We start from the raw sequence: 18,340 nt of genomic DNA on the forward strand, positions 1-18,340 counted from the left end.
TAACGCCCCGACCGTACCCGCCGAGCACCGGACCCGCGCAGCGACACCAGCGGCATAGCATGTGGTCAATGAATTTCCGTCCACCCTGGCGGAATCCGGCCACCAGCCTGACCGAAGGGAGACGCGCGTGCGTCGATCCCCCCATCTGGCACTACTCGGCGTCGGTCTGTCCGGCGCGCTGGCGCTGGGCGCGACACCGGCACCCGCGGCGGCCGAGCCCTCGGCGACCGCCCCACCGGGCATCGTGGTCGTCGACGGCATGACCCAGCCGGTGTTCTCGCTCACCGACGCGATCGAGGAGCGGGTGTACGTGGAAACCACCGTGGACACCGACCGGGACGGCCTACGCGACCGGGTGGCGATCGACATCTCCCGGCCCCGGGAGACCGCCACCGAGGGGTTCAAGGTGCCGGTCGTCTTCGAGCACAGCCCGTACCGCAAGGACGTCTGGTACGACGTGCCGTACCCGAGCGTGCTGGTGGACGAGCTGCCGCAGAACGGCCTCACCCGCCACTCCGGGCTGCGCTCGACCGGCGGGCAGGTCCAGCGGGCCGGGGCCAAGGCGAACCTGCCGGGCTCGCTGGACGACTACTACGTGCCACGGGGGTACGCGGTGGTGCTCGGTCAGAGTGTCGGCACCGGCGATTCGGACGGCTGCCCGACCAGCGGCGACCACGCGGAGACGCTCGGCACCAGGGCCGTCGTCGACTGGCTGAACGGGCGGGCCAAGGCATACGACACGAACGGCGCGGCGGTCGCCGCCGACTGGACCACCGGCGCCGTCGGCATGACCGGTGTCTCCTACAACGGGACGCTACCCAACCAGGTGGCCGCCACCGGCGTCCCGGGACTTCGGACCATCGTGCCGGTCGCCGCGATCAGCAGTTGGTACGACTACTACCGGGCCAACGGCCTGGTCGTCGCACCCGGGACGTACCAGGGTGAGGACGTCGACGTGCTGGCCCGGTTCACCGCCGGCCGGGCCCGCGCGCAGGGCCGCTGCGCCAACGAGATCGCCGAGTTGACCGCGCGGCAGGACCGGGTCACCGGCGACTACTCGAAATTCTGGGCGGATCGCGACCACCTCGACGCCCGGAAGGTCCGGGCGAGCGTGCTCGTCGTACACGGCCTCAACGACTGGAACGTGAAGACCGAGCACTTCGCCGGCTGGTGGGACGAGCTCACGCGGCACCGCGTCCCGCGCAGGATCTGGCTGCACCAGGGCGGGCACGGTGGGCCGGGCAACACCGCGTCGGTGACCCTGCCCGACGGCCGCACCTGGACCTGGAAACAGACCGAGAACCGCTGGTTCGACTACTGGCTCTGGGACGTACGCAACGGCGTCATGGACGAACCCACCGCAGTGGTGCAGCGGGAGGACCGGGTCTACACGACGTACCCCAACTGGCCGGATCCCGGTGCCCGCGCGGTGCCGCTGCGCCTGGCCGCGACCGACGCCACCACCGGCACACTCACCTCGGGCAAGCCGCCGAAGGCAAAGGTCGAGCAGAGCTTCGTCGACGAGGGTCGCACCCTGCACCCGGACGCCCTGGTCGCCGAGCCGGACGTGGCCAGCCCGAACCGGCTCGCCTACCGCTCCCCCACGCTGACCCGCGACGTCCGCATCTCCGGACGGCCCGAGATGCGGCTGCGGATGGCGGTCGACAACAAGCCGGACGCCAACCTGACCGCGTACCTGGTGGACTACGGTCCGGCCGGCTCGGCCGTCGCGCCGACGGTGGTCACCCGTGGCTGGCTGGACCCGCAGAACCGTCGGGATCCGTCGCGCACCGAGCCGTTGAGGCAGGGCAAGCTGTACGACCTGCGGTGGACCCTGGAACCGAAGGACCACATCTTCCCGGCCGGCCACCGGATCGGCCTGGTGGCCTTCTCCAGCGACCAGGAGTACACCCTGCTGCCGCCGGGCGGCACCCGGCTGCGGGTCGCGCCGCACCACAGCGAGCTGCGTCTACCGGTCGTCGGAGGGAGAACCGCACTCGCCTTCTGAACACCGGCCGGGGCGGATGGGCCGCCCCGGCCGATGCCCCGCGATTCGCAGGTGGCGCTGGTGCCAGTCCACAGGTCGTGGAGCATCAGCAGCCCACCGCCCCGTCGATCTAGGGGGATTCGTCGTTGCTGGAGATCGACCAACGACGCTTGTCCCTAGATCGACGGCTGCGCCGCAGCGCGACCAACCTTTAGCGGCCAGGATGCGGGACGGTGTTTTCATCGTGCGGCGGCTGATCAGCGACCACAACAGCCCGCCCAGGTGGCGCTAACGGCCTGCCGGGCGGCACGGGCAGCGATCGGGCGGCCCGTCACAGCCAGGCCGCCCGATTAAGGGATCAACGGTTGGTCGCCAGGTCACCGCAGTCGGTCTCGTCGGGCAGCAGCGGCCGCAGGTGCACCGTCCACCGTCTGCCGTCCGAAGCCCAGGGCGTCGCCGAGTTCGCGCTCGCCGCGGCGGTGAGCAGCTTCTGCGCCTCGGCACCGGTCACCGTGACACAGCCCAGTCCCAGGTCCTTGCTGAGCTCGGCGCCGGGCAGTGCCGGGCCGGGCCAGGCCACCTCGGCCTGCTCGCCGGCCTCGGCGACGGCCACCCAGGGCTCGGCGACGGCCGCGACGGCGGTCGGAGCGTACGACCGCGAATCAGCCTGCGCGGCGGCGAGCGGACCGGACTCGGCGGTCAGCGACTCGGCGAACTCCCGCAGCTTGTCCCGCGCGGCCCGCTGCGCTTCGGTGAGGCCCTGGTCGGCGTCCGGGCCCGGTGCCCCGCCGGTCCCCTCGGCGAACGCGTACACCTCCGACTCTTCGACGCCGGTGTCGCCGAGCACGGTGAACCGGGTCGAGGTCGCGTCGGCGACCGGCGGCGTGCCGAGGTCGGTCGTGCCGCCCACACCCGCGGCGCGGGCCGCCTTGATCAGCTCCTGCACCTCGGCGGCGCTGATCGTGCCCAGTTGGAGGTTGGGCAACGCCGGCCCGGGATACATCAGGGTGACCGGCCCGTCGGTGATCACCCGACCGTCGCCGTACACGCTGATCACGGGAAGGCGGGTGGCCAGCATGGCCGGCGTGACGAACCCGCCGAGGTGGTCCATCCGGAACACCACGGCATCGGCGGAGTAGGACCTCTCAGGAGAGTCGGAACCTCCCAAGCCGGTGTCATCGGCCTGCTGACCGCAGGCTGCAGAAGTAAGCAACAGCAGAGGGACGACCGCCAGTCGCCCGCTTCGACGAATCCTCATGCCGATCGGACGTCAACGGGCCCAGATCGGTTGCATCCAGCAACCGCCAAGGCCCCGGTCATCCGCCCGGGCAGGTGCTCGTCCCGCCGCGAGGGCGACCAGCGAGACCAGCAGGCTCGCCGTGAGCAGCGGCAGGCCATAGAAGATAACCGCCAGCGACGCACCCTCACGAAGGCTCGCTGTGCAGCCGAAGCCGCTGCCCTCGCACCACCCTGTCGGCCACCTCCGTCAGCAGGGTGGTGATCCAGAACGCCCCACAGAACACGACGGCGACGTACCACCCGACCAGCACGGCGGCGGCCACCCCGGCCGTCGCCGCCAGGAAGATCGACGCAGCGGGGACGGACGTGGCGGGCCGGGTGTCGCCAGGCATGTGCGGAGGCTACCGCCGGCCGTCCGGCACGGCCTGAGTCGGCGTGCTCAGGTCATCTGACCGCGCACCCGCCGGGCGGGTGAGACGCAGTCCCCGGGTGAGCAGCAGCGTCGTGAGCAGCGACAGCCCGGCGAGCACGGCGACCGCCCGGTGCGTCGGCAGCAGGTCGGCGACCGCTCCGGCCAGGGCCGCGAAGACCGCCTGCCCGGCCAGGTGCTGGTCGGCAAGGTGGCCGGCAGCGGGTCGATCCGCGAGCTGCTGGTCGGCCGGATCACCGAGATCCTGCCCTACCCGCCGCAGATGGTGCTCTCCCGGTTCGCCGACGACACCGCGCTGCTCGGCGCGGTCATCCTGGCCCGGGAGGCAGTGCCAGTCACCGACTCACCGAGCCGGGCGGGCACCTACCGACCGATCGGCGGGGCGGCATCCTGGTCGAACCGGGCCGGGTCGCCGGCGCCGACCCGGACGATCTCCGGCTCGCCGTCGGAGAAGTCGACCACCGTTGTCGGCTCGGTGCCGCAGTCACCCGCGTCGACCACCGCGTCGAGGGCATGGTCGAGGCGCTCCTTGATCTCCCAGCCCTGGGTCATCGGCTCGTCGTCGCCGGGCAGCAGCAGGGTACTTGACAGCAGCGGTTCACCCAGCGCGTCGAGCAGGGCCCGGGTGACCGGGTGCGCGGGCATCCGGACGCCCACGGTCCTCCTGCGCGGGTGCAGCAGCCGGCGTGGCACCTCCCTCGTCGCCGGCAGGATGAAGGTGTACTGGCCCGGGGTGGCCGCCTTCACCGCGCGGAACACCGCATTGTCCAGCTGCACGAACTGACCGAGCTGGGCGAAGTCGCGGCACACCAGCGTGAAGTGGTGACCGCTGTCCAGGTGACGGATCTCCCGGATCCGGTCCAGGCCGTCCCTGTTGCCCAGCTGGGCACCGAGCGCGAAGCAGGAGTCCGTCGGGTAGGCGATCAGTCCGTCCGCCCGGACGATGTCGGCCACCTGACCGATGGTGCGCGGTTGCGGATTGTCCGGGTGCACGTCGAAATACCTCGCCATGCTCGGAAGCCTAGGCCGTCAGCCGTCACTCGCGGGATGCGGCGTCTCACGGTATCCCTGATGCGGGAAGGCCCGACTTGCCGTATGTCGCAAGCCGTGCCCGGCCACGCAAGGCTCAGGCCGCCTGCCTGCACTGTCAATTTGCCGACAGTGGCACGCCACGCAGGAGTTCGACATACATCGTTGTCTGTATGGTCGTGCGCGCCTCCGGCGGCGGCTACCGGGAACGGCTCCGGCAGCCCGCGACGCCCACCCCCGTACGCATCACCGTGCTGGTCTTCGCGGTGCTGTCGCTGCTGTTCACCCTGGCCACGACGCACCGGCTGGTGGCCGGGACCGGCTCCCTCGGCGCCGTCGTCTACTTCGCCGTGATGGCCGTGGCGTGCGCGCTGGTGGCGCTCAGCCTCGCCACCCGCCGCCCGTGGGCACCCTACCCGGCGTACGCGCTGGCAACGCTGCTGGCCGCCGCCTCGCTCGGTCTCTTCGGCGCGATCACGATCGTCGGCCTGGGCCTGCTGGCCTGGGTGGTCTGGGCCCTCAACGTCCGCGCCTGCCGGGACTGGTTCGGCAGGCGCGGCCGGCTGCGGTGACGACCCGAAGGCCGCCGCGCCGATCTAGGGACAACCGTCGTCAATCGATCTCCAGCAACGGCGATGGTCCCTAGATCGACGGTGGGGTGGGCGCCGCCACCGACGCGCAGCGGGAGCGCTACCTCGCGCCACTGGCCCGGGGCGAGCAGCGGTCGGCCTTCGCGATGACCGAGCCGCCACCCGGCGCGGGGCCGGGCCCGGGCGCGCTGCGGACGGTCGCCCGCACCGACGGCGACGGATGGCTGGTCAACGGTCGGAGGAAGTTCACCACCGGCGCTGACGGTGCCGGCCTCTTCATCGTGATGGCCCGCGCCAGCGCAGAGCCGGACTTCACCGGCGGCGCCACGATGTTCCTCGTACCGGGGTTCCAACGATGAGGTGTCGGTGCAGCGCGCCTAGGGGCGGCATCGCCGGAACCGTCCCGGCGAGCCTGATGTTCGACCTTGCCGCGTCAGCTTCGCCCGCAGCAGGGCCGCACCTGCGGGCACCTGCGGCTCGGTGAGGTCGTCGCCACTGCCGGCCTGGTCCTGCTGATCCTCGCGCTGGCCCGGTCCGGCCGGTGCGGACTTGCCCGACCGCCGCCTCCCTGGTTAGGTATGCCTAACCAAACTTTCGAGGAGGTGTCATGTCGTCGTCTGTCGCTGTGGACGCGACGATCGGCGGTCTGCACAGCACAGTCACCGTCGCCGGCCAGGTCGATGTGGAGCAGCTCGTCGCGGTCTACCAGCAGGTGCACGCGGCGGATCTGCACCTGACCGACCACCGCGTACCGAGCGTGCGGGAGCGCCTCGGGTGGACCGTCGCGGCCCCCGGCTTCCAGGCCGCGCTCGGCTACGTCGACGGTCGCCTGGCGGGCACCGTGATGGGCTGTCCGCTGCCGCCCGAGACCCTGTGGTGGCGCGACCTGACCGCGACCGACGATCCCGACATGGCCGTCGAGTGGGAGGGACGCACATTCGCCGTGTGCGAGGCGTTCGTGCTGCCCGAACACCGCCGGCACCGCCTCGGCCTCCGGATGACCACACAGCTGCTGGCCGGGCGCCGCGAGGAGCGGGTCGCTCTGGCCGTCGCCGAGACGAACACCCGGGTCTGGCACGCGCTGCAACGAATTCGGTTCGACCACGTCGGCGACCTCGTCCCGTTCCCCGGCTGGCGCCCGCACCGGATGTTGGTGCGGGCGCTGCCACTGAGCCCCGCGCCGTGAGCACCGAGATCGACACCGGCCGTAGGCCACCGGACGGCGACCGGCGCGCGGCGTCACCGACCTACCGACTCGTCGTCACCCGCACGCAGGACAGTGGAGGCACAAGTGAAACGGACCTGGGAAGCGCTCGTCCTCAAGGCGTTCGGGGGCAGGAACTTCCAGCTAACCGTCCTGGACAGCGAGCCCGTCGGCGAGCACTACCAGCGACTGCTCGTCGACGGTGGCGGACTCCTGCGTGACTGCGGCACCCACCCCACCATGTGGATCCGGCTGTGGTTCGACAACGAGGGCCGACCCCACCAGCGGGCCTACACACTTGTCGACCCGGACACCGACAGCGGGCGCTTCCACCTGGTGTTCGCCCTGCACGACGGCTGCGCCGCGCGCTGGGCCACGACAGCCCGCCCCGGAGACACCATCGAGGCGACCGTACAGGGCAGTTCCTTCGCCCTGCACGAACCGGCGCCCGGCCGGCTCTACCTGGTCGGCGACGCGGCGTCCCTGCCGGCGGTCAACAGCCTGCTCGACGCCGCCGGTCCCGTCTCGGCGACGATGTGGATCGAGTACGCCCACGACGGCGAGCGAACCCTGCCGGTGCGTACCCGCCCGCACGACAACCTGGTGTGGGTGCCGCGTCGCGACGAGGGCCAGCACCTGGTGGACACCGTCACCGCCGCCCTGACCGCCGGGCAGGAGGACGCGCTGTACTGGGTGGCCTGCGAGGCGGCCAGTACCCGCAGCATCGTCAAGCACCTGCGGCGGGGCCTCGGCGTCGGCAAGGAGCAGGTGGCGGCGCTGGCCTACTGGCGCGCCCGGTGACCGGTCGCCACCCGAACGGTTCGAGATGCTGTACCTGACCGCGCTCAATCCCACCGACGCCGTGCTCGACGGTCTGCTGCCGGCGGCCGACTCGCTCGGCGTACCGGTCACCGTGCTCACCGACCGACCCGACGACTGGCCGGGTAGGGTGCCGACCCGGCACTGTCCGGTACGGCGGCCGGCCGCCGTCACCGAGACCGTCCGGGCCGGGCCCACGGCGGCGGGTCTGCTGTCCAACAGCGATCACCTCCAGGCCGCGACCGCGCAGGCGGCCCGGCGGCTCGGCCTGCCCGGCAAGGATCCCGAGTCGGGCCGGCGCTGCAAGGACAAGGCCGCCACCCGGCAGGCGGTCGCCGCGGCCGGCCTGGACCTTGTCCGCGCCCGCCTGCTCGAACCGGATGTGCCCGCGACGTTCGACGCCTTTCCCGCCGTGGTCAAGCCGCGCGACGGTGTCGCCAGCGAGGACGCCTACCTGGTGACCGACGACGGCGACCTCGCCCGCCGGGTCGCCGAGATCCGCCGCCGCCGACCCGCCGATCCGTTGGTGGTGGAGGAGTACCTGACCGGCGACGTCCAGACACACGACACCCTCGGTGACACGGAGGCGCTGCGCGTGCTCGGCGGCTGGCGGACCACGCTCGGCGCGCCGCCCACCTTCACCGAGCAGTGTCTGGAGTGGGAGCCGTCGACCCCAGAGGTGACCGCCGCACTGCACGCCCAGCTTGACGCGCTGGGCGTACGGTTCGGCGCCTGCCACACCGAGTTCGTCGTGCAGGGCGGGCGGCCCCGGCTGATCGAGGTCAACGACCGGCTGATCGGCGACCGGATGGATCTCGTCCTCGCCGAACTGCTCGGCGTTGCGCTGTTCGAGTACGTCATCCGGCTGCACCTCGGCGAGTCCGTGGCCGACCTGAGCCTGCCCGACCCGGCCACGGTCGGCCGGACGGCCCGCGTCGAGTACGTCTGCGCCGAGCGCGGCGGCACCCTGGTCGCCGCCCCCGGCCCCGTTGACGCGCTGCACGACGGGGTGCGGCTCGGCTGCCGCCCGCTGCGTGCGGTGGGAACCACCGCCGGGTGGACCGGCACCAACCGGGACTACCTGGCGGTCCTGCACGGCATCGGGCCGGAACCGGCCGGGGTCCGCCGCGCGCTGGCCGCCTTCCGGGCAGACCTCGACTGGGTGATCGCCACGTGACCGACCCGGTCGAGCGGGAGGTGTTCCGCCGGGTGTTGGACGCGCTGCTACGCGAGGACCATCTCGGCCTGGACAGCACCGGCCGCCCCGACGGCCCCGGCTGGTGGCAGGTGCCGCACCACGCCGGTCGGCTGCGCCTTCCGGTACGCCCCGACGGCTTCCAGCACACCATCCGCCTCGCCCGCGCGGAACTGCACGTCGAGTCGCCCGACGGCCGGTCGCGCCGGGTCGCCACGGTGGCGGAGCTGCTGGATCTCCTCACCCCCCGGGACGACGTCGACGCCGAGCAGGGCTGGCGTGCCTTCCGGAGCGAATGCCAGGCGGACCTTCTCGCCCGCCGGCTGGCCGCGGTGACCCGCTCCCGTACCCACGCCCGGGTCGCCGCCGCCCGGACCGGCGCGTCGACCGGTCTCGACGGCGCGCTCCTCGATGACGTGCTCGCCGCCCGTGCCGGCCACCCCGTCTACCCCACCGACCGGTGTCGCCACGGGCTCGACGGCGGCGAACTGCTGCGGTACGCACCCGAGCACGCACCCAGCTTCGCGCTACGGTGGCTGCCCGTGCCGGCCGGGACACTACGACTGAACGGTCGACTGCCCGCCTGGTGGCCGGCGGCCCGGCAGGAAGGGGAGGTGCTGCTGCCGGTGCATCCGCTCACCGCCGACCGGGCCGGACTGCCCGTCCTCGACCGCCCGGCCGTCACCGTACGGCCCACGCTGTCGATGCGCACCGTAGCTGTCGACAACGATCCCGCGACGCATCTGAAGCTGCCGCTGCCCACCGCGTCGCTGGGCGCCCGCAACCGGCGTACCCTCGCGCCCGACTCCCTGGCCGACGGGGCGGCGGTCGCCGGCCTGCTGGACCGCGTCGCCGCGACCGAGCCGCGCTTCGCCGGGCGGGTGACCCACGCCGACGAGAGCATCTTCGGCCACTGCGACGGCGACGAGCTGCGGTCCTTCCTGCTGCGCCGGCTCCCCGCCGGACTGGACCGGGCGACGGTGGTGCCGGTGGCCGCGCTCGCCGCGCCGGACCCCAGCGCCGCGACAGTGGCCCAACGGGTCGGCGGCGACGACCCGACCCGGCTGCTGCTGTCCTATCTGGATCTTTTACTCGACTGGCACGTGTTCCTCTGGTTACGGTACGGAGTGGCGTTGGAAGCACATCCGCAGAACATCCATCTTGTCCTGCCGCCCGACGGCCCGCTCGGGCTGCTCTACAAGGACAACGACGGCGCCCGCCTGGATCCGCGGCACGTGGGCCCGGTCCAGCTGCGCGACCAGCGGATGTGGGTCCGCCGTCCCGGGGAGTTGGCCGACATGTTCGTCACGATCACCGTCCATCTGGCCGCCGCGGCCCCCCTGCTCGCCCTCGCCGAGCAGGGCGTCGATGTGCCCTCCCCCACCGAGGTGATCCCGCCACGGCTACGCGCCGCCCGCGACAGGTGGGGTGCCGATCCCGCCACCCGGCGGCTCGTTGACGAGGTGCTCACCGCCGACCGGCTACCCGTCAAGGCGATGCTCACCGCGGGTACGCTGCTGCCCAAGCAACGACTCGGCTGCGCCGACGTCAACAAGTACTACCGGCGCACCGGCCCCAACTACCTGCGGAGCGGCTCGTGACGGGTCGGACGGCCGAGGCCGCCACCCGAACGGCGGGCCAGCCGGCGCAACGGGCGGCAGACCTGGCCGCCGCGCACACGCTGCTCTCCTGCTACCTCCGGGAGATCGCCGCGCCCGCCGGTGAGGCCACCACCTGCGGCGATGTCGTCCGGATCCGGCTGCGGCACCTCGGGCTGACCCTCACCTGCCGGCTGACGCGCGTCTCCCCCATCCTGGCCCACCGCTACGACGGCCCGATCAGGTGCCGACCCACGGCCGACACGGCTCCGCGAGGTTCCGCCGCAGGCCCGGCAACCGCGCCGGCGGACACCCCGGTCGACAGCGCGCGGCTCGCGCGGCTGCTCGCCGCCGAGCTGACCGGCCGCACCGATCGGGCCAACGACGAGTTCGTCGAGCAGGTCCTCGGCAGCCGCGACGCGCTGGCCATGTTGCTGCGCCGGCGGCCGTCGAAGGACCCCGCACCGACCGGTGACCCGACAGTGGACAGCTACGTCGACTCCGAGCAGTCCCTGGTGTACGGGCATCCGCACCACCCCAGTCCGAAGTGGCGCAGCGGTGACCCGGCGAGCTGGCGTCGCTACGCCCCGGAGCTGCGCAGCACCTTCCGGCTGAGCTGGCTCGCCGTCCCGGCCGACCTGGTGGCCGGCGACGGGCCGTTCGACGAGCTGATCGCGCCGCTGGACCCGCCGGCCGCACCCGCCGGGCACCGCCCGCTGCCGGTGCACCCGTGGCAATTGTCCCTGGTGCCGCCGAACGATTCGCGGCTGCGCCAGCTCGGGACGGCCGGCGTGCCGGTGCGTCCCACGGCAAGCGTCCGGACCCTCTACGCGCCGGCCGCCGACCTGTTCCTCAAGACCAGCCTGCACGTACGCATCACCAACTGCCTGCGCAAGAACGCCCGCTACGAGTTGACCGGCGCGGTGGCGTTGACCCGGTTCCTGGCCACCGTGCCGTTGCCGGCGGGGATCGGCCTGCTCGCCGAGCCCGGCTACCGCAGCGTCGACCTGCCCGGGCCGGACGAGGCGTACGGCACGATCCTGCGCACCGGCGTACGCGAGCACCTGCGCCCGGGCGAGACGGTGGTGTTGGCCGCCGCGCTGGCCGCCACGCCACTGACCGTGCCGGACCCGTTCGACTGGTGGCGGACCTACGTCGACCTGCTGGTCCCGACGGTCCTGCGGCTGTGGCTGCGCCACGGCGTCGTCCACGAGGCGCACCTGCAGAATGTCCTGGTCGTGCTGGATCCGGGCGGCCGTCCGGTGCGGCTGCTCCTGCGCGACCTGGAGGGACTCAAGCTCGACACCGACCGACTGTCGGTGTGGCCCGACCGGGTACCCCGGCAGGTCGCCTACACCACCGCCCAGGCCGCTCGGCGGGTCACCTACTGCCTTTTCGTCAACAACCTCGCCGGGCTCGCCGGTGCGCTCGCCGACGGTAATCCCGGGACCGAGGCACGGCTGTGGATCGACGTCCGCCGAGCTGTCGAGGCGACGTACGCACACCTGGGTGAGCCGGCCGAGCTGGCGCCGCTGCTCGACGGCACGCCGCTGGCCGCCAAGGCCAACCTGCTGGTCCGCTGGCACCGGGCGGCCGACCAGCAGGCCCCCTACGTGGCGGTGCCCAACCCGATGGGCGGTGCCCGGTGACCCGGCCGACGTACGTCTACGACCTGGCCGCGCTGGCCGCGCACGCCGCCGCCGTCCGGGCGGCGCTGCCCACCCGGGTGGAGTTGCTCTACGCCGTCAAGGCCAATCCGGATCCGGGGATCCTGCGTACCCTCGCGGAGACGGTCGACGGTTTCGAGGCCGCCAGCCGCGGCGAGCTGAACCATCTCGCCACGGTGCTGCCCGGCCGGCGGCCGGCGGCCTTCGCCGGACCGGGCAAGACCGACGCGGACCTGCACGCGGCGTTGACCGCCGAGGTGGTCCGGGTACACGTCGAGTCCGCCGCGGAGCTGGGCCGCCTCGCGGCGCTGGCCCGCACCGCCGGGCGTACCGTCGATGTGTTGTTGCGGGTCAACCTGCCCGTCGCCACACCGGGCGCGAGCCTGGTGATGGGCGGCCGAGCAAGCCCGTTCGGGTTGGATCCGCAGGCGGCGGTCCGGCTCGCCGACGACCCGCCGGCCGGTATCCGGATCCGGGGTGTGCACGCCCACCTGGCCAGCGGGCTCGACGCCGTGGTCGCCGCCTCGGTGGCGCGCGGTGTGACGCGGTGGGCGGTGCGGCACCTGCGGGCCGAGGAGGTGAACGTCGGCGGCGGCATGTCCGTCGACTACGCCCAGCCCGGTCGCCGCTTCGGCTGGCGTCGCTACGGCCGGCTGCTCGGCGAGGTGCTGGCCGAGCATCCGACGGTCCGCCTGCGGATCGAACCCGGACGCGCGCTGACCGTCTACTGCGGCTCGTATCTCACCGAGGTCGTCGACGTGAAGCGGTCCCACGGCCAGTGGTTCGTGATCGTCGCCGGCGGCACACACCACCTGCGTACCCCCGCCGCCAAGGGGCACTCACAGCCGTTCGTGGTGGTGCCCCGGGATGCCGGCGGGCCGCGTACCGACGGCGGCCCGGTCACTGTCGTCGGTCAGCTCTGCACGCCCAAGGATGTCCTCGCGCACACCGCCGACAGCCCCGCGATCGCGGTCGGCGACGTGCTGGTGTTCACGATGGCCGGCGCCTACGCGTGGAACATCAGCCACCGCGACTTCCTGCTGCACGAGCCGCCCGACTTCAGGACCGGAGATCCGCTCGCCCTCGCCGGTCGCTGGGGCCGCTGATCCCACCCGCTTCCCGCTGCCCTGATCTAAGACCCGCCCGGCGAGCACGAGCAGGAAGAACACGGTCTCGATGCCGGCGGTGCCGGCACCGAGCGGGCGCAGCACGGCATTGACGGCGGCCAGCACGCCGAGCATCGCCAACGCCTTGCTGTCGATGCCACCGGATCCCAGTTCGGCCAGGACCAGGGCCAGCAGCACCGGCAGAACCAGGATGAAGATCAACGGCGCCTCGGTGGTGCGGGCCATTCCCTCCGGGGACCAGCTGGTCGGGCAGGGCCCGGCAGGTACCGGCCGGCGCCTCGGACTCCCGGTCGGCCTGGACGCACTCGGCGTCGACCGTCTCCAGGTAGAGCAGGTCTCCCGGACTCTGCGGGACCAACCCCACCAGGCGCCGGGCCCGGCCGGCAACGTCTGAGGATCGGTGCCGCCGTCCGGGCCGGTGACGGTGACCGTGCCGCCGTGCCGGGGGCCGCTGCCCTGTAGCGCCCACAGCAGGCTGGACTTTCCGGAGCCGTTGCGGCCAATCAGAGCCACGATCCGGCCGGGGTGCAGGTGCACATCGACGCCGGCCATCGCCACGGTGCCGGGATGATGACGCACCACGACCCGACGGGCGGTCAGCGCGGCGGCACCGTCGGCGGCGGCAGTACGTCGGCGAGCCGTCGCCGCAGATCCGCCGCCCGGCGGCGGGCGTCGCGTACCGACAGCGGCAGCGGGGTCCAGCCGGCGGCGCGCCCCAACTCGACAAGCGGTGGCGCGATGTCGATCCCGGCGAGTACGGCGGCCGGATCCCCGTCGACGACGGTGCCGTCGCCGGCCAGGTACACCAACCGGTCGGCGTACTGCACGAACCGCTCCAGGCGGTGTTCGGCCACCACCACGGTGACACCGAGGTCGTGCACCAGTCGGGTGACGGCGGCCAGCACGTCCTCGGCGGCGGTGGGGTCCAGCGCGGAGGTCGGCTCGTCCAGGACGAGCACCTTGGGGTGGCTGGTGAGTACGGCGCCGATAGCGACCCGCTGCCGCTGGCCACCGGAGAGGGTACGCAGCGGCCGGTCGCGTAGTTCGGCGATCTCGAGCAGGTCCAGGGTTTCCTCGACGCGCTTACGCATCACGGCTGCGGGCAGGTCGAGCTGCTCCATCCCGTAGGCCAGTTCCTCCTCGACGGTGTCGGTGACGAAGCCGGCGAGCGGGTCCTGACCGACGACACCGACGACGTCCGCGAGGTCGCGCGGCGGATGGGTGCGGGTGTCCCGGCCGTGCACGGTGACGGTGCCGTGCAGCGTGCCGCCGGTGAAGTGCGGCACCAATCCGTTGATCGCCCGCAGCAGGGGTCGACTTGCCGGCGCCGGTGCGGCCGGCGACCAGGCACAGCTCCCCCTCCGCGACCCGCAGGTTGACCTGCCTCAGCGACGGCTCCCGACTGTCGGCGTAGTGGACGGTGACCCGATCGAACTCGATCGTCGGTACGCCTCCGGCCGGGTGTTGCCGCGACTCGGTGGCGGCGCCAGCCAGGCCGGTGCGACCGCGACCACGACGGCGAGCATCATCAGCGGGGTCAGCTCGGGCCAGGTCAGCGGGCTCACCGGCGGGTACAGGCGGACCGGGTCCACCGAGCCGGCCAGCATCATCATCGCCGCGGTGGCCAACCCGCAGCCGGCGACGGTGAGCGAGGAGCCCGGCGAGCACCAGACCGCCGGTGAGGGCACGCTGCCCGGCCGGCACGGCTGCGGTGCGGCCGTACCCACGTGAGTCCATCGCCGCGGCCAGCGCCAGGGAGCGGTCCAGGGCATCGGCCAGCACCGGGAGAGCCACGCCGCGCAGCGCCCGCAGGCCGACACCGGCCGCACCGCGCAACCGTCGGGCCCGGCGTACCCGCAGGACGCTCTCCACCAGGTGCGGAGCGACCGACAGCGCGCCACGACCGCCGTACTGACCGCGTAGAGCGCGCCGGGGACCGCCTTGAGCAGCCACTTGGGGGGCCAACCACCGGGCGGCCCGCGCCGGTACGCCCTGCCCGGTCCGCTTCAGCGCGAGGATCGCGAAGGACTGGCTGAACGCGTTGCTGTAGTCGCCCCAGGAGGATCGGTCGGTGAACCGGCCGTCGGGCGACTGGAGGGAACGCAGCCGGCCAATCAGGTCGACGCCGCCGACGTCGGCGGGATCGCCGCCGCGCACCGCGACGGCGAGGGCAAGCTTGGCGGTCGCGCCCGGATACGCCTCGGTGGTGTCATCACCGACGTAACCGTCACGGATGTCCGGCCGGGTGACCCAGGCCAACGCCGACGCCCCGAAGTCGTCGACGGTCCCGGCGGCGGCGAACGCGAGCACCGCACCGGCGTGGGTGGGTGCGGCGATCGCCGGAGCGGCGTGGGTGAGTGCGGCGAGCACGCCGCAGAACAGAACGAGCAGGCGGTGCCGGCTCAGGCGAACGACCATCGATGGCGCTTTCCGGCCCGGCGGTCGTCATACCCTTCCGGGGCACCCAGCGCGGGCATCACCGGTCGGCCTCCGACCCGTGGGCCACGACGGGTGAGGAGCGGAAATCGCGGGTACGGCAGGTATTCGGGTTCGCCACCGGGTACTCCCCGGCGGCCCACCGTGGCGGGCCAGCGCCGGACTTCGACCGGACTTCCCCCGCACGCACGCGCGCCTGTTCAGTTGTCGCGCCAGTCTGTCCCCCCGCAGACGCCTGTCATCCGTTGGTGGACGCACACACACCGTGATCCGCGCACGTCCCGGGTGGGCCCTGTTCAGGGCCCACCCGGAACCTCGGTCAGCTGCCCCGGATCTGCGCGGCAGCGGCGAGGAGGTTGGTCAACGACGCCTCGACCTCGGGATAGCCGCGCGTTTTGAGGCCGCAGTCAGGGTTGACCCAGAGCCGCTCGGCGGGCACCACCGCCACCGCGCGACGCAGCGCGTCGACCACCTCGGGCTGCGGTGGCACCCGGGGCGAGTGGATGTCCCAGACGCCGGGCCCCACACCCCTGCGGTAGCCGATCTCGGCCAGGTCGCCGAGCACCTCCATCTTCGACCGGGACGCCTCGATGCTCGTCACGTCGGCGTCGAGGGCGTCGATCGCGGTGATCACCTCACCGAACTCCGAGTAGCACAGGTGGGTGTGGATCTGGGTGCCGTCGGCCACACCGCTGGTGGCCAGCCGGAACGCGCCGACGGACCAGTCCAGGTATGCCCTGCGGTCCGCCCGGCGCAACGGCAGCGTCTCCCGCAGGGCGGGCTCGTCCACCTGGATGACCCGGATCCCCGCCGCCTCCAGATCGTGGCACTCGTGGCGCAGGGCCAGGGCGACCTGGTCGGCGGTGTCGGCGAGCGGCTGGTCGACCCGTACGAACGACCACGCCAGGATCGTCACGGGACCGGTGAGCATGCCCTTGACCGGCCGGTCCGTCAGCGACTGGGCGAACGTGGACCACTCGACGGTCATCGGTGACGGGCGCGCCACATCCCCGAAGATGATCGGCGGGCGTACGCACCGGGAACCGTAGGACTGCACCCAGCCCTGCTCGGTGGCGGCGAACCCGTCGAGCCGCTCGCCGAAGTACTGGACCATGTCGTTGCGTTCCGGCTCGCCGTGCACGAGCACGTCCAGGCCCAGCCGCTCCTGTAGCCGGATCACGTGCTCGACCTCGGCACGCATCCGCTCGGTGTAGCCGGCGTCGTCGAGCCGGCCTCCGCGCCACTCGGCGCGGGCCCGGCGAAGCTCCGTGGTCTGCGGAAACGAGCCAATAGTCGTCGTCGGCAACGGCGGTAACTTCAGCCGGGCCTGCTGGGCCGCGGCCCGCTCCGGATAGGCCCCGCGCTGCCGGTCGGTCGGCCGCAGTGCGGCGAGCCGGCCGCGCACGGTGTCGTCCCGCCAGCCGACCGGTGCCGGCGGCAGCGGCTCCGGCAGTTGCGTGGTGCCGTTACGCAGGGCGTCGCTGAGCAACACCACCTCGTCGACCTTCTGCCGGGCGAAGGCGAGCCGGCGACGAAGATCCGGGTCGAGGGTGCGCTCGGCGGCCAGGTCGACCGGCACGTGCAGCAACGAACAGGACGTGGACACGGCGACGTGGTCGGCGAGCCCGGTCACGACGGCGCCCCGGGCGATCGCGGCGCGCAGGTCGGTACGCCACACGTTGCGCCCGTCGACCAGCCCGGCGACGATCGTCTTGCCCCGCAAGGGCCCTGCCCCGGCGAGGCGCGCGAGATTGCCGGGCCCGGCCACCAGGTCCAGCCCGAGAGCGTCGATCGGGGTGCCGAGCAGCGCGGGCAGCGCTTCGCCGAGTTCCCCGAAGTAGCTGGCGACGAAGATCCTGGGCCGCCGCGGCACGGCGCAGAGCCGGTCGTACGCCTCCCGCAACGCGGCGATCTCGGTGGGGCTGCGGTCGGCGACGTAGGCCGGCTCATCCAGCTGCACCCACGCCACGCCGGCATCGGCGAGTGCCCGCAGGATCTGGGCGTACACCTCGACCAGCTCGTCGAGCCGGCCGAACGGGTCGACACCCGACTGCGCGGACTTGGCCAGTAGCAGCAACGTCGCCGGACCGACCAGCACCGGCCGGGTCTCGACGCCCAGGTCGCGCGCCTCGGCGTACTCACGCAGCGCCTTCGCCGGGTTGGCCGCGAAGCGGGTGTCCGGGCCGATCTCCGGCACCAGGTAGTGGTAGTTCGTGTCGAACCACTTCGTCAGCTCCAGCGCCGGTTCGCTCGCCACACCACGCGCCATCGCGAAGTAGGTGTCCAGCTCACCGAGCCCGAGCCGGGCGAAGCGCGGCGGGATCGCACCGACCGCAACGGCGGTGTCGAGCACATGGTCGTAGTAGGAGAACGTGTTCGACGGCAGCGCGTCCAGGCGGGCGTCGCGCAGCGTCCGCCACACCTCGGCGCGTAGCGTGGCCGCGGTGTCCTCCAACCTTCCGGCGTCGATCTCGCCGGTCCAGTAGGCCTCCACGGCCCTCTTCAGTTCACGGTTGCCACCGATACGCGGATAACCGAGCACGGTGCTCTGACCGAATGCGGTACTCAACGGGTCCCCTCCCTCGAAGTCGCCGCGGACACGCGCGAGGACGGGTGGGAAGAAGGCATCCGCGAGGTGCCGGCTTCCGCCCTGGCCCTCCCGAGAGGCCGTCGGCGGCGCACACCGACCGGTGTACGCGGCGCGGCAGGTCTTCGGACTCGTGGGCGTGACCTGTCCGGTCGCCTACTGGCCGTCGCTTCCCGGGCCCAGCGGCCCAGTGCTCGTTGACGGCGGTCGTTCCCACTCACCGCTGCGGGGCAGTCCCGGACTCACACCGGGTTCCCTCTTACGACGTCCCATCCATGACGGCCGGGACGAACCAACACCACTCACCACCCTACCCGCCCACCCTCACTCCTCCCCTCCCCGTCCCCACCCGCCCTTCCCCGTCGATCTAGTACGGCAGCCGCCATTCGTGATCATGGTTGGCATTCGAGGTTGAGGCGGCGGGCGTAGTGG

Annotated in this window: 13 protein-coding genes, 3 pseudogenes and 2 riboswitches; of the genes and pseudogenes, 9 read left to right on the forward strand and 7 right to left on the reverse strand. The window is 72.7% G+C overall.

Annotated features, from left to right (window positions below):
- Positions 1-127 precede the first annotated feature (127 nt).
- Complete coding sequence (locus ACFHWY_RS08335; RefSeq protein ID WP_416579526.1) at positions 128-2,008, forward strand: Xaa-Pro dipeptidyl-peptidase; 1,881 nt, start codon at positions 128-130, stop codon at positions 2,006-2,008.
- Positions 2,009-2,345: 337 nt separating this feature from the next.
- On the opposite strand, the gene ACFHWY_RS08340 is transcribed toward ACFHWY_RS08335, so the two are convergent.
- The 3 genes from ACFHWY_RS08340 to ACFHWY_RS08350 form a co-directional block, all read right to left on the reverse strand.
- On the reverse strand, positions 2,346-3,245 hold the full coding sequence (locus ACFHWY_RS08340; RefSeq protein ID WP_416579527.1) for a hypothetical protein: 900 nt from the start codon (positions 3,243-3,245) through the stop codon (positions 2,346-2,348).
- 166 nt (positions 3,246-3,411) lie between these two features.
- The gene (locus tag ACFHWY_RS08345) at positions 3,412-3,618 is read right to left on the reverse strand and encodes a hypothetical protein (protein WP_416579528.1); all 207 of its coding nucleotides are present in this window, start codon (positions 3,616-3,618) and stop codon (positions 3,412-3,414) included.
- A 401-nt stretch (positions 3,619-4,019) separates the two neighbouring features.
- A complete protein-coding gene (locus tag ACFHWY_RS08350) occupies positions 4,020-4,667 on the reverse strand; it encodes an L-threonylcarbamoyladenylate synthase (RefSeq protein ID WP_416579529.1) in 648 nt (215 codons plus the stop codon).
- Between the two features lie 191 nt (positions 4,668-4,858).
- On the opposite strand from ACFHWY_RS08350, the gene ACFHWY_RS08355 reads away from it, so the two are divergent.
- The 8 genes from ACFHWY_RS08355 (at position 4,859) to ACFHWY_RS08390 (ending at position 12,864) form a co-directional block, all read left to right on the forward strand.
- Entirely contained in the window at positions 4,859-5,257 is a 399-nt protein-coding gene (locus tag ACFHWY_RS08355) for a hypothetical protein (RefSeq protein WP_416579530.1), read from the forward strand.
- Between the two features lie 86 nt (positions 5,258-5,343).
- Positions 5,344-5,634, forward strand: a complete 291-nt coding sequence (locus tag ACFHWY_RS08360; protein ID WP_416579531.1) for an acyl-CoA dehydrogenase family protein — start codon at positions 5,344-5,346, stop codon at positions 5,632-5,634.
- 248 nt (positions 5,635-5,882) lie between these two features.
- The gene (locus tag ACFHWY_RS08365) at positions 5,883-6,461 is read left to right on the forward strand and encodes a GNAT family N-acetyltransferase (RefSeq protein WP_416579532.1); all 579 of its coding nucleotides are present in this window, start codon (positions 5,883-5,885) and stop codon (positions 6,459-6,461) included.
- Between the two features lie 105 nt (positions 6,462-6,566).
- Positions 6,567-7,280 carry a siderophore-interacting protein gene (locus ACFHWY_RS08370; RefSeq protein WP_416579533.1) on the forward strand — a complete coding sequence of 238 codons (714 nt, stop codon included), beginning with the start codon at positions 6,567-6,569 and terminating at the stop codon, positions 7,278-7,280.
- A gap of 25 nt (positions 7,281-7,305) precedes the next feature.
- Positions 7,306-8,475: an ATP-grasp domain-containing protein gene (locus ACFHWY_RS08375; protein ID WP_416579534.1), complete on the forward strand. Its 1,170-nt coding sequence runs from the start codon at positions 7,306-7,308 to the stop codon at positions 8,473-8,475.
- The gene (locus tag ACFHWY_RS08380) at positions 8,472-10,094 is read left to right on the forward strand and encodes an IucA/IucC family protein (RefSeq protein ID WP_416579535.1); all 1,623 of its coding nucleotides are present in this window, start codon (positions 8,472-8,474) and stop codon (positions 10,092-10,094) included. Before ACFHWY_RS08375 ends, ACFHWY_RS08380 begins: the two co-directional genes overlap by 4 nt.
- Positions 10,091-11,740: an IucA/IucC family protein gene (locus tag ACFHWY_RS08385; RefSeq protein WP_416579536.1), complete on the forward strand. Its 1,650-nt coding sequence runs from the start codon at positions 10,091-10,093 to the stop codon at positions 11,738-11,740. Before ACFHWY_RS08380 ends, ACFHWY_RS08385 begins: the two co-directional genes overlap by 4 nt.
- Positions 11,737-12,864 carry an alanine racemase gene (locus tag ACFHWY_RS08390; RefSeq protein WP_416579537.1) on the forward strand — a complete coding sequence of 376 codons (1,128 nt, stop codon included), beginning with the start codon at positions 11,737-11,739 and terminating at the stop codon, positions 12,862-12,864. Before ACFHWY_RS08385 ends, ACFHWY_RS08390 begins: the two co-directional genes overlap by 4 nt.
- Here ACFHWY_RS08390 and ACFHWY_RS08395 read toward each other — a convergent pair.
- The 4 genes and pseudogenes from ACFHWY_RS08395 to metE all read right to left on the reverse strand — a co-directional run.
- Positions 12,856-13,119 (reverse strand): annotated as a pseudogene (locus ACFHWY_RS08395) (ECF transporter S component); the annotation flags it as partial. The gene ACFHWY_RS08390 and the pseudogene ACFHWY_RS08395 overlap by 9 nt on opposite strands.
- Positions 13,097-14,325, reverse strand: a pseudogene (locus tag ACFHWY_RS08400) (ATP-binding cassette domain-containing protein); the annotation flags it as partial. The pseudogenes ACFHWY_RS08400 and ACFHWY_RS08395, both read right to left, overlap by 23 nt.
- A pseudogene (locus ACFHWY_RS08405) lies at positions 14,271-14,843 on the reverse strand (CbiQ family ECF transporter T component); the annotation flags it as partial. The pseudogenes ACFHWY_RS08405 and ACFHWY_RS08400, both read right to left, overlap by 55 nt.
- A gap of 559 nt (positions 14,844-15,402) precedes the next feature.
- A riboswitch (cobalamin riboswitch) is annotated at positions 15,403-15,536 on the reverse strand.
- A gap of 104 nt (positions 15,537-15,640) precedes the next feature.
- Positions 15,641-17,890: a 5-methyltetrahydropteroyltriglutamate--homocysteine S-methyltransferase gene (gene metE / locus ACFHWY_RS08410; protein WP_416579538.1), complete on the reverse strand. Its 2,250-nt coding sequence runs from the start codon at positions 17,888-17,890 to the stop codon at positions 15,641-15,643.
- Positions 17,891-18,006: 116 nt separating this feature from the next.
- Positions 18,007-18,210: riboswitch (cobalamin riboswitch) on the reverse strand.
- Between the last annotated feature and the right edge of the window lie 130 nt (positions 18,211-18,340).

Source organism: Micromonospora sp. LOL_024 (genome assembly GCF_048060415.1).
Lineage (GTDB): Bacteria > Actinomycetota > Actinomycetes > Mycobacteriales > Micromonosporaceae > Micromonospora.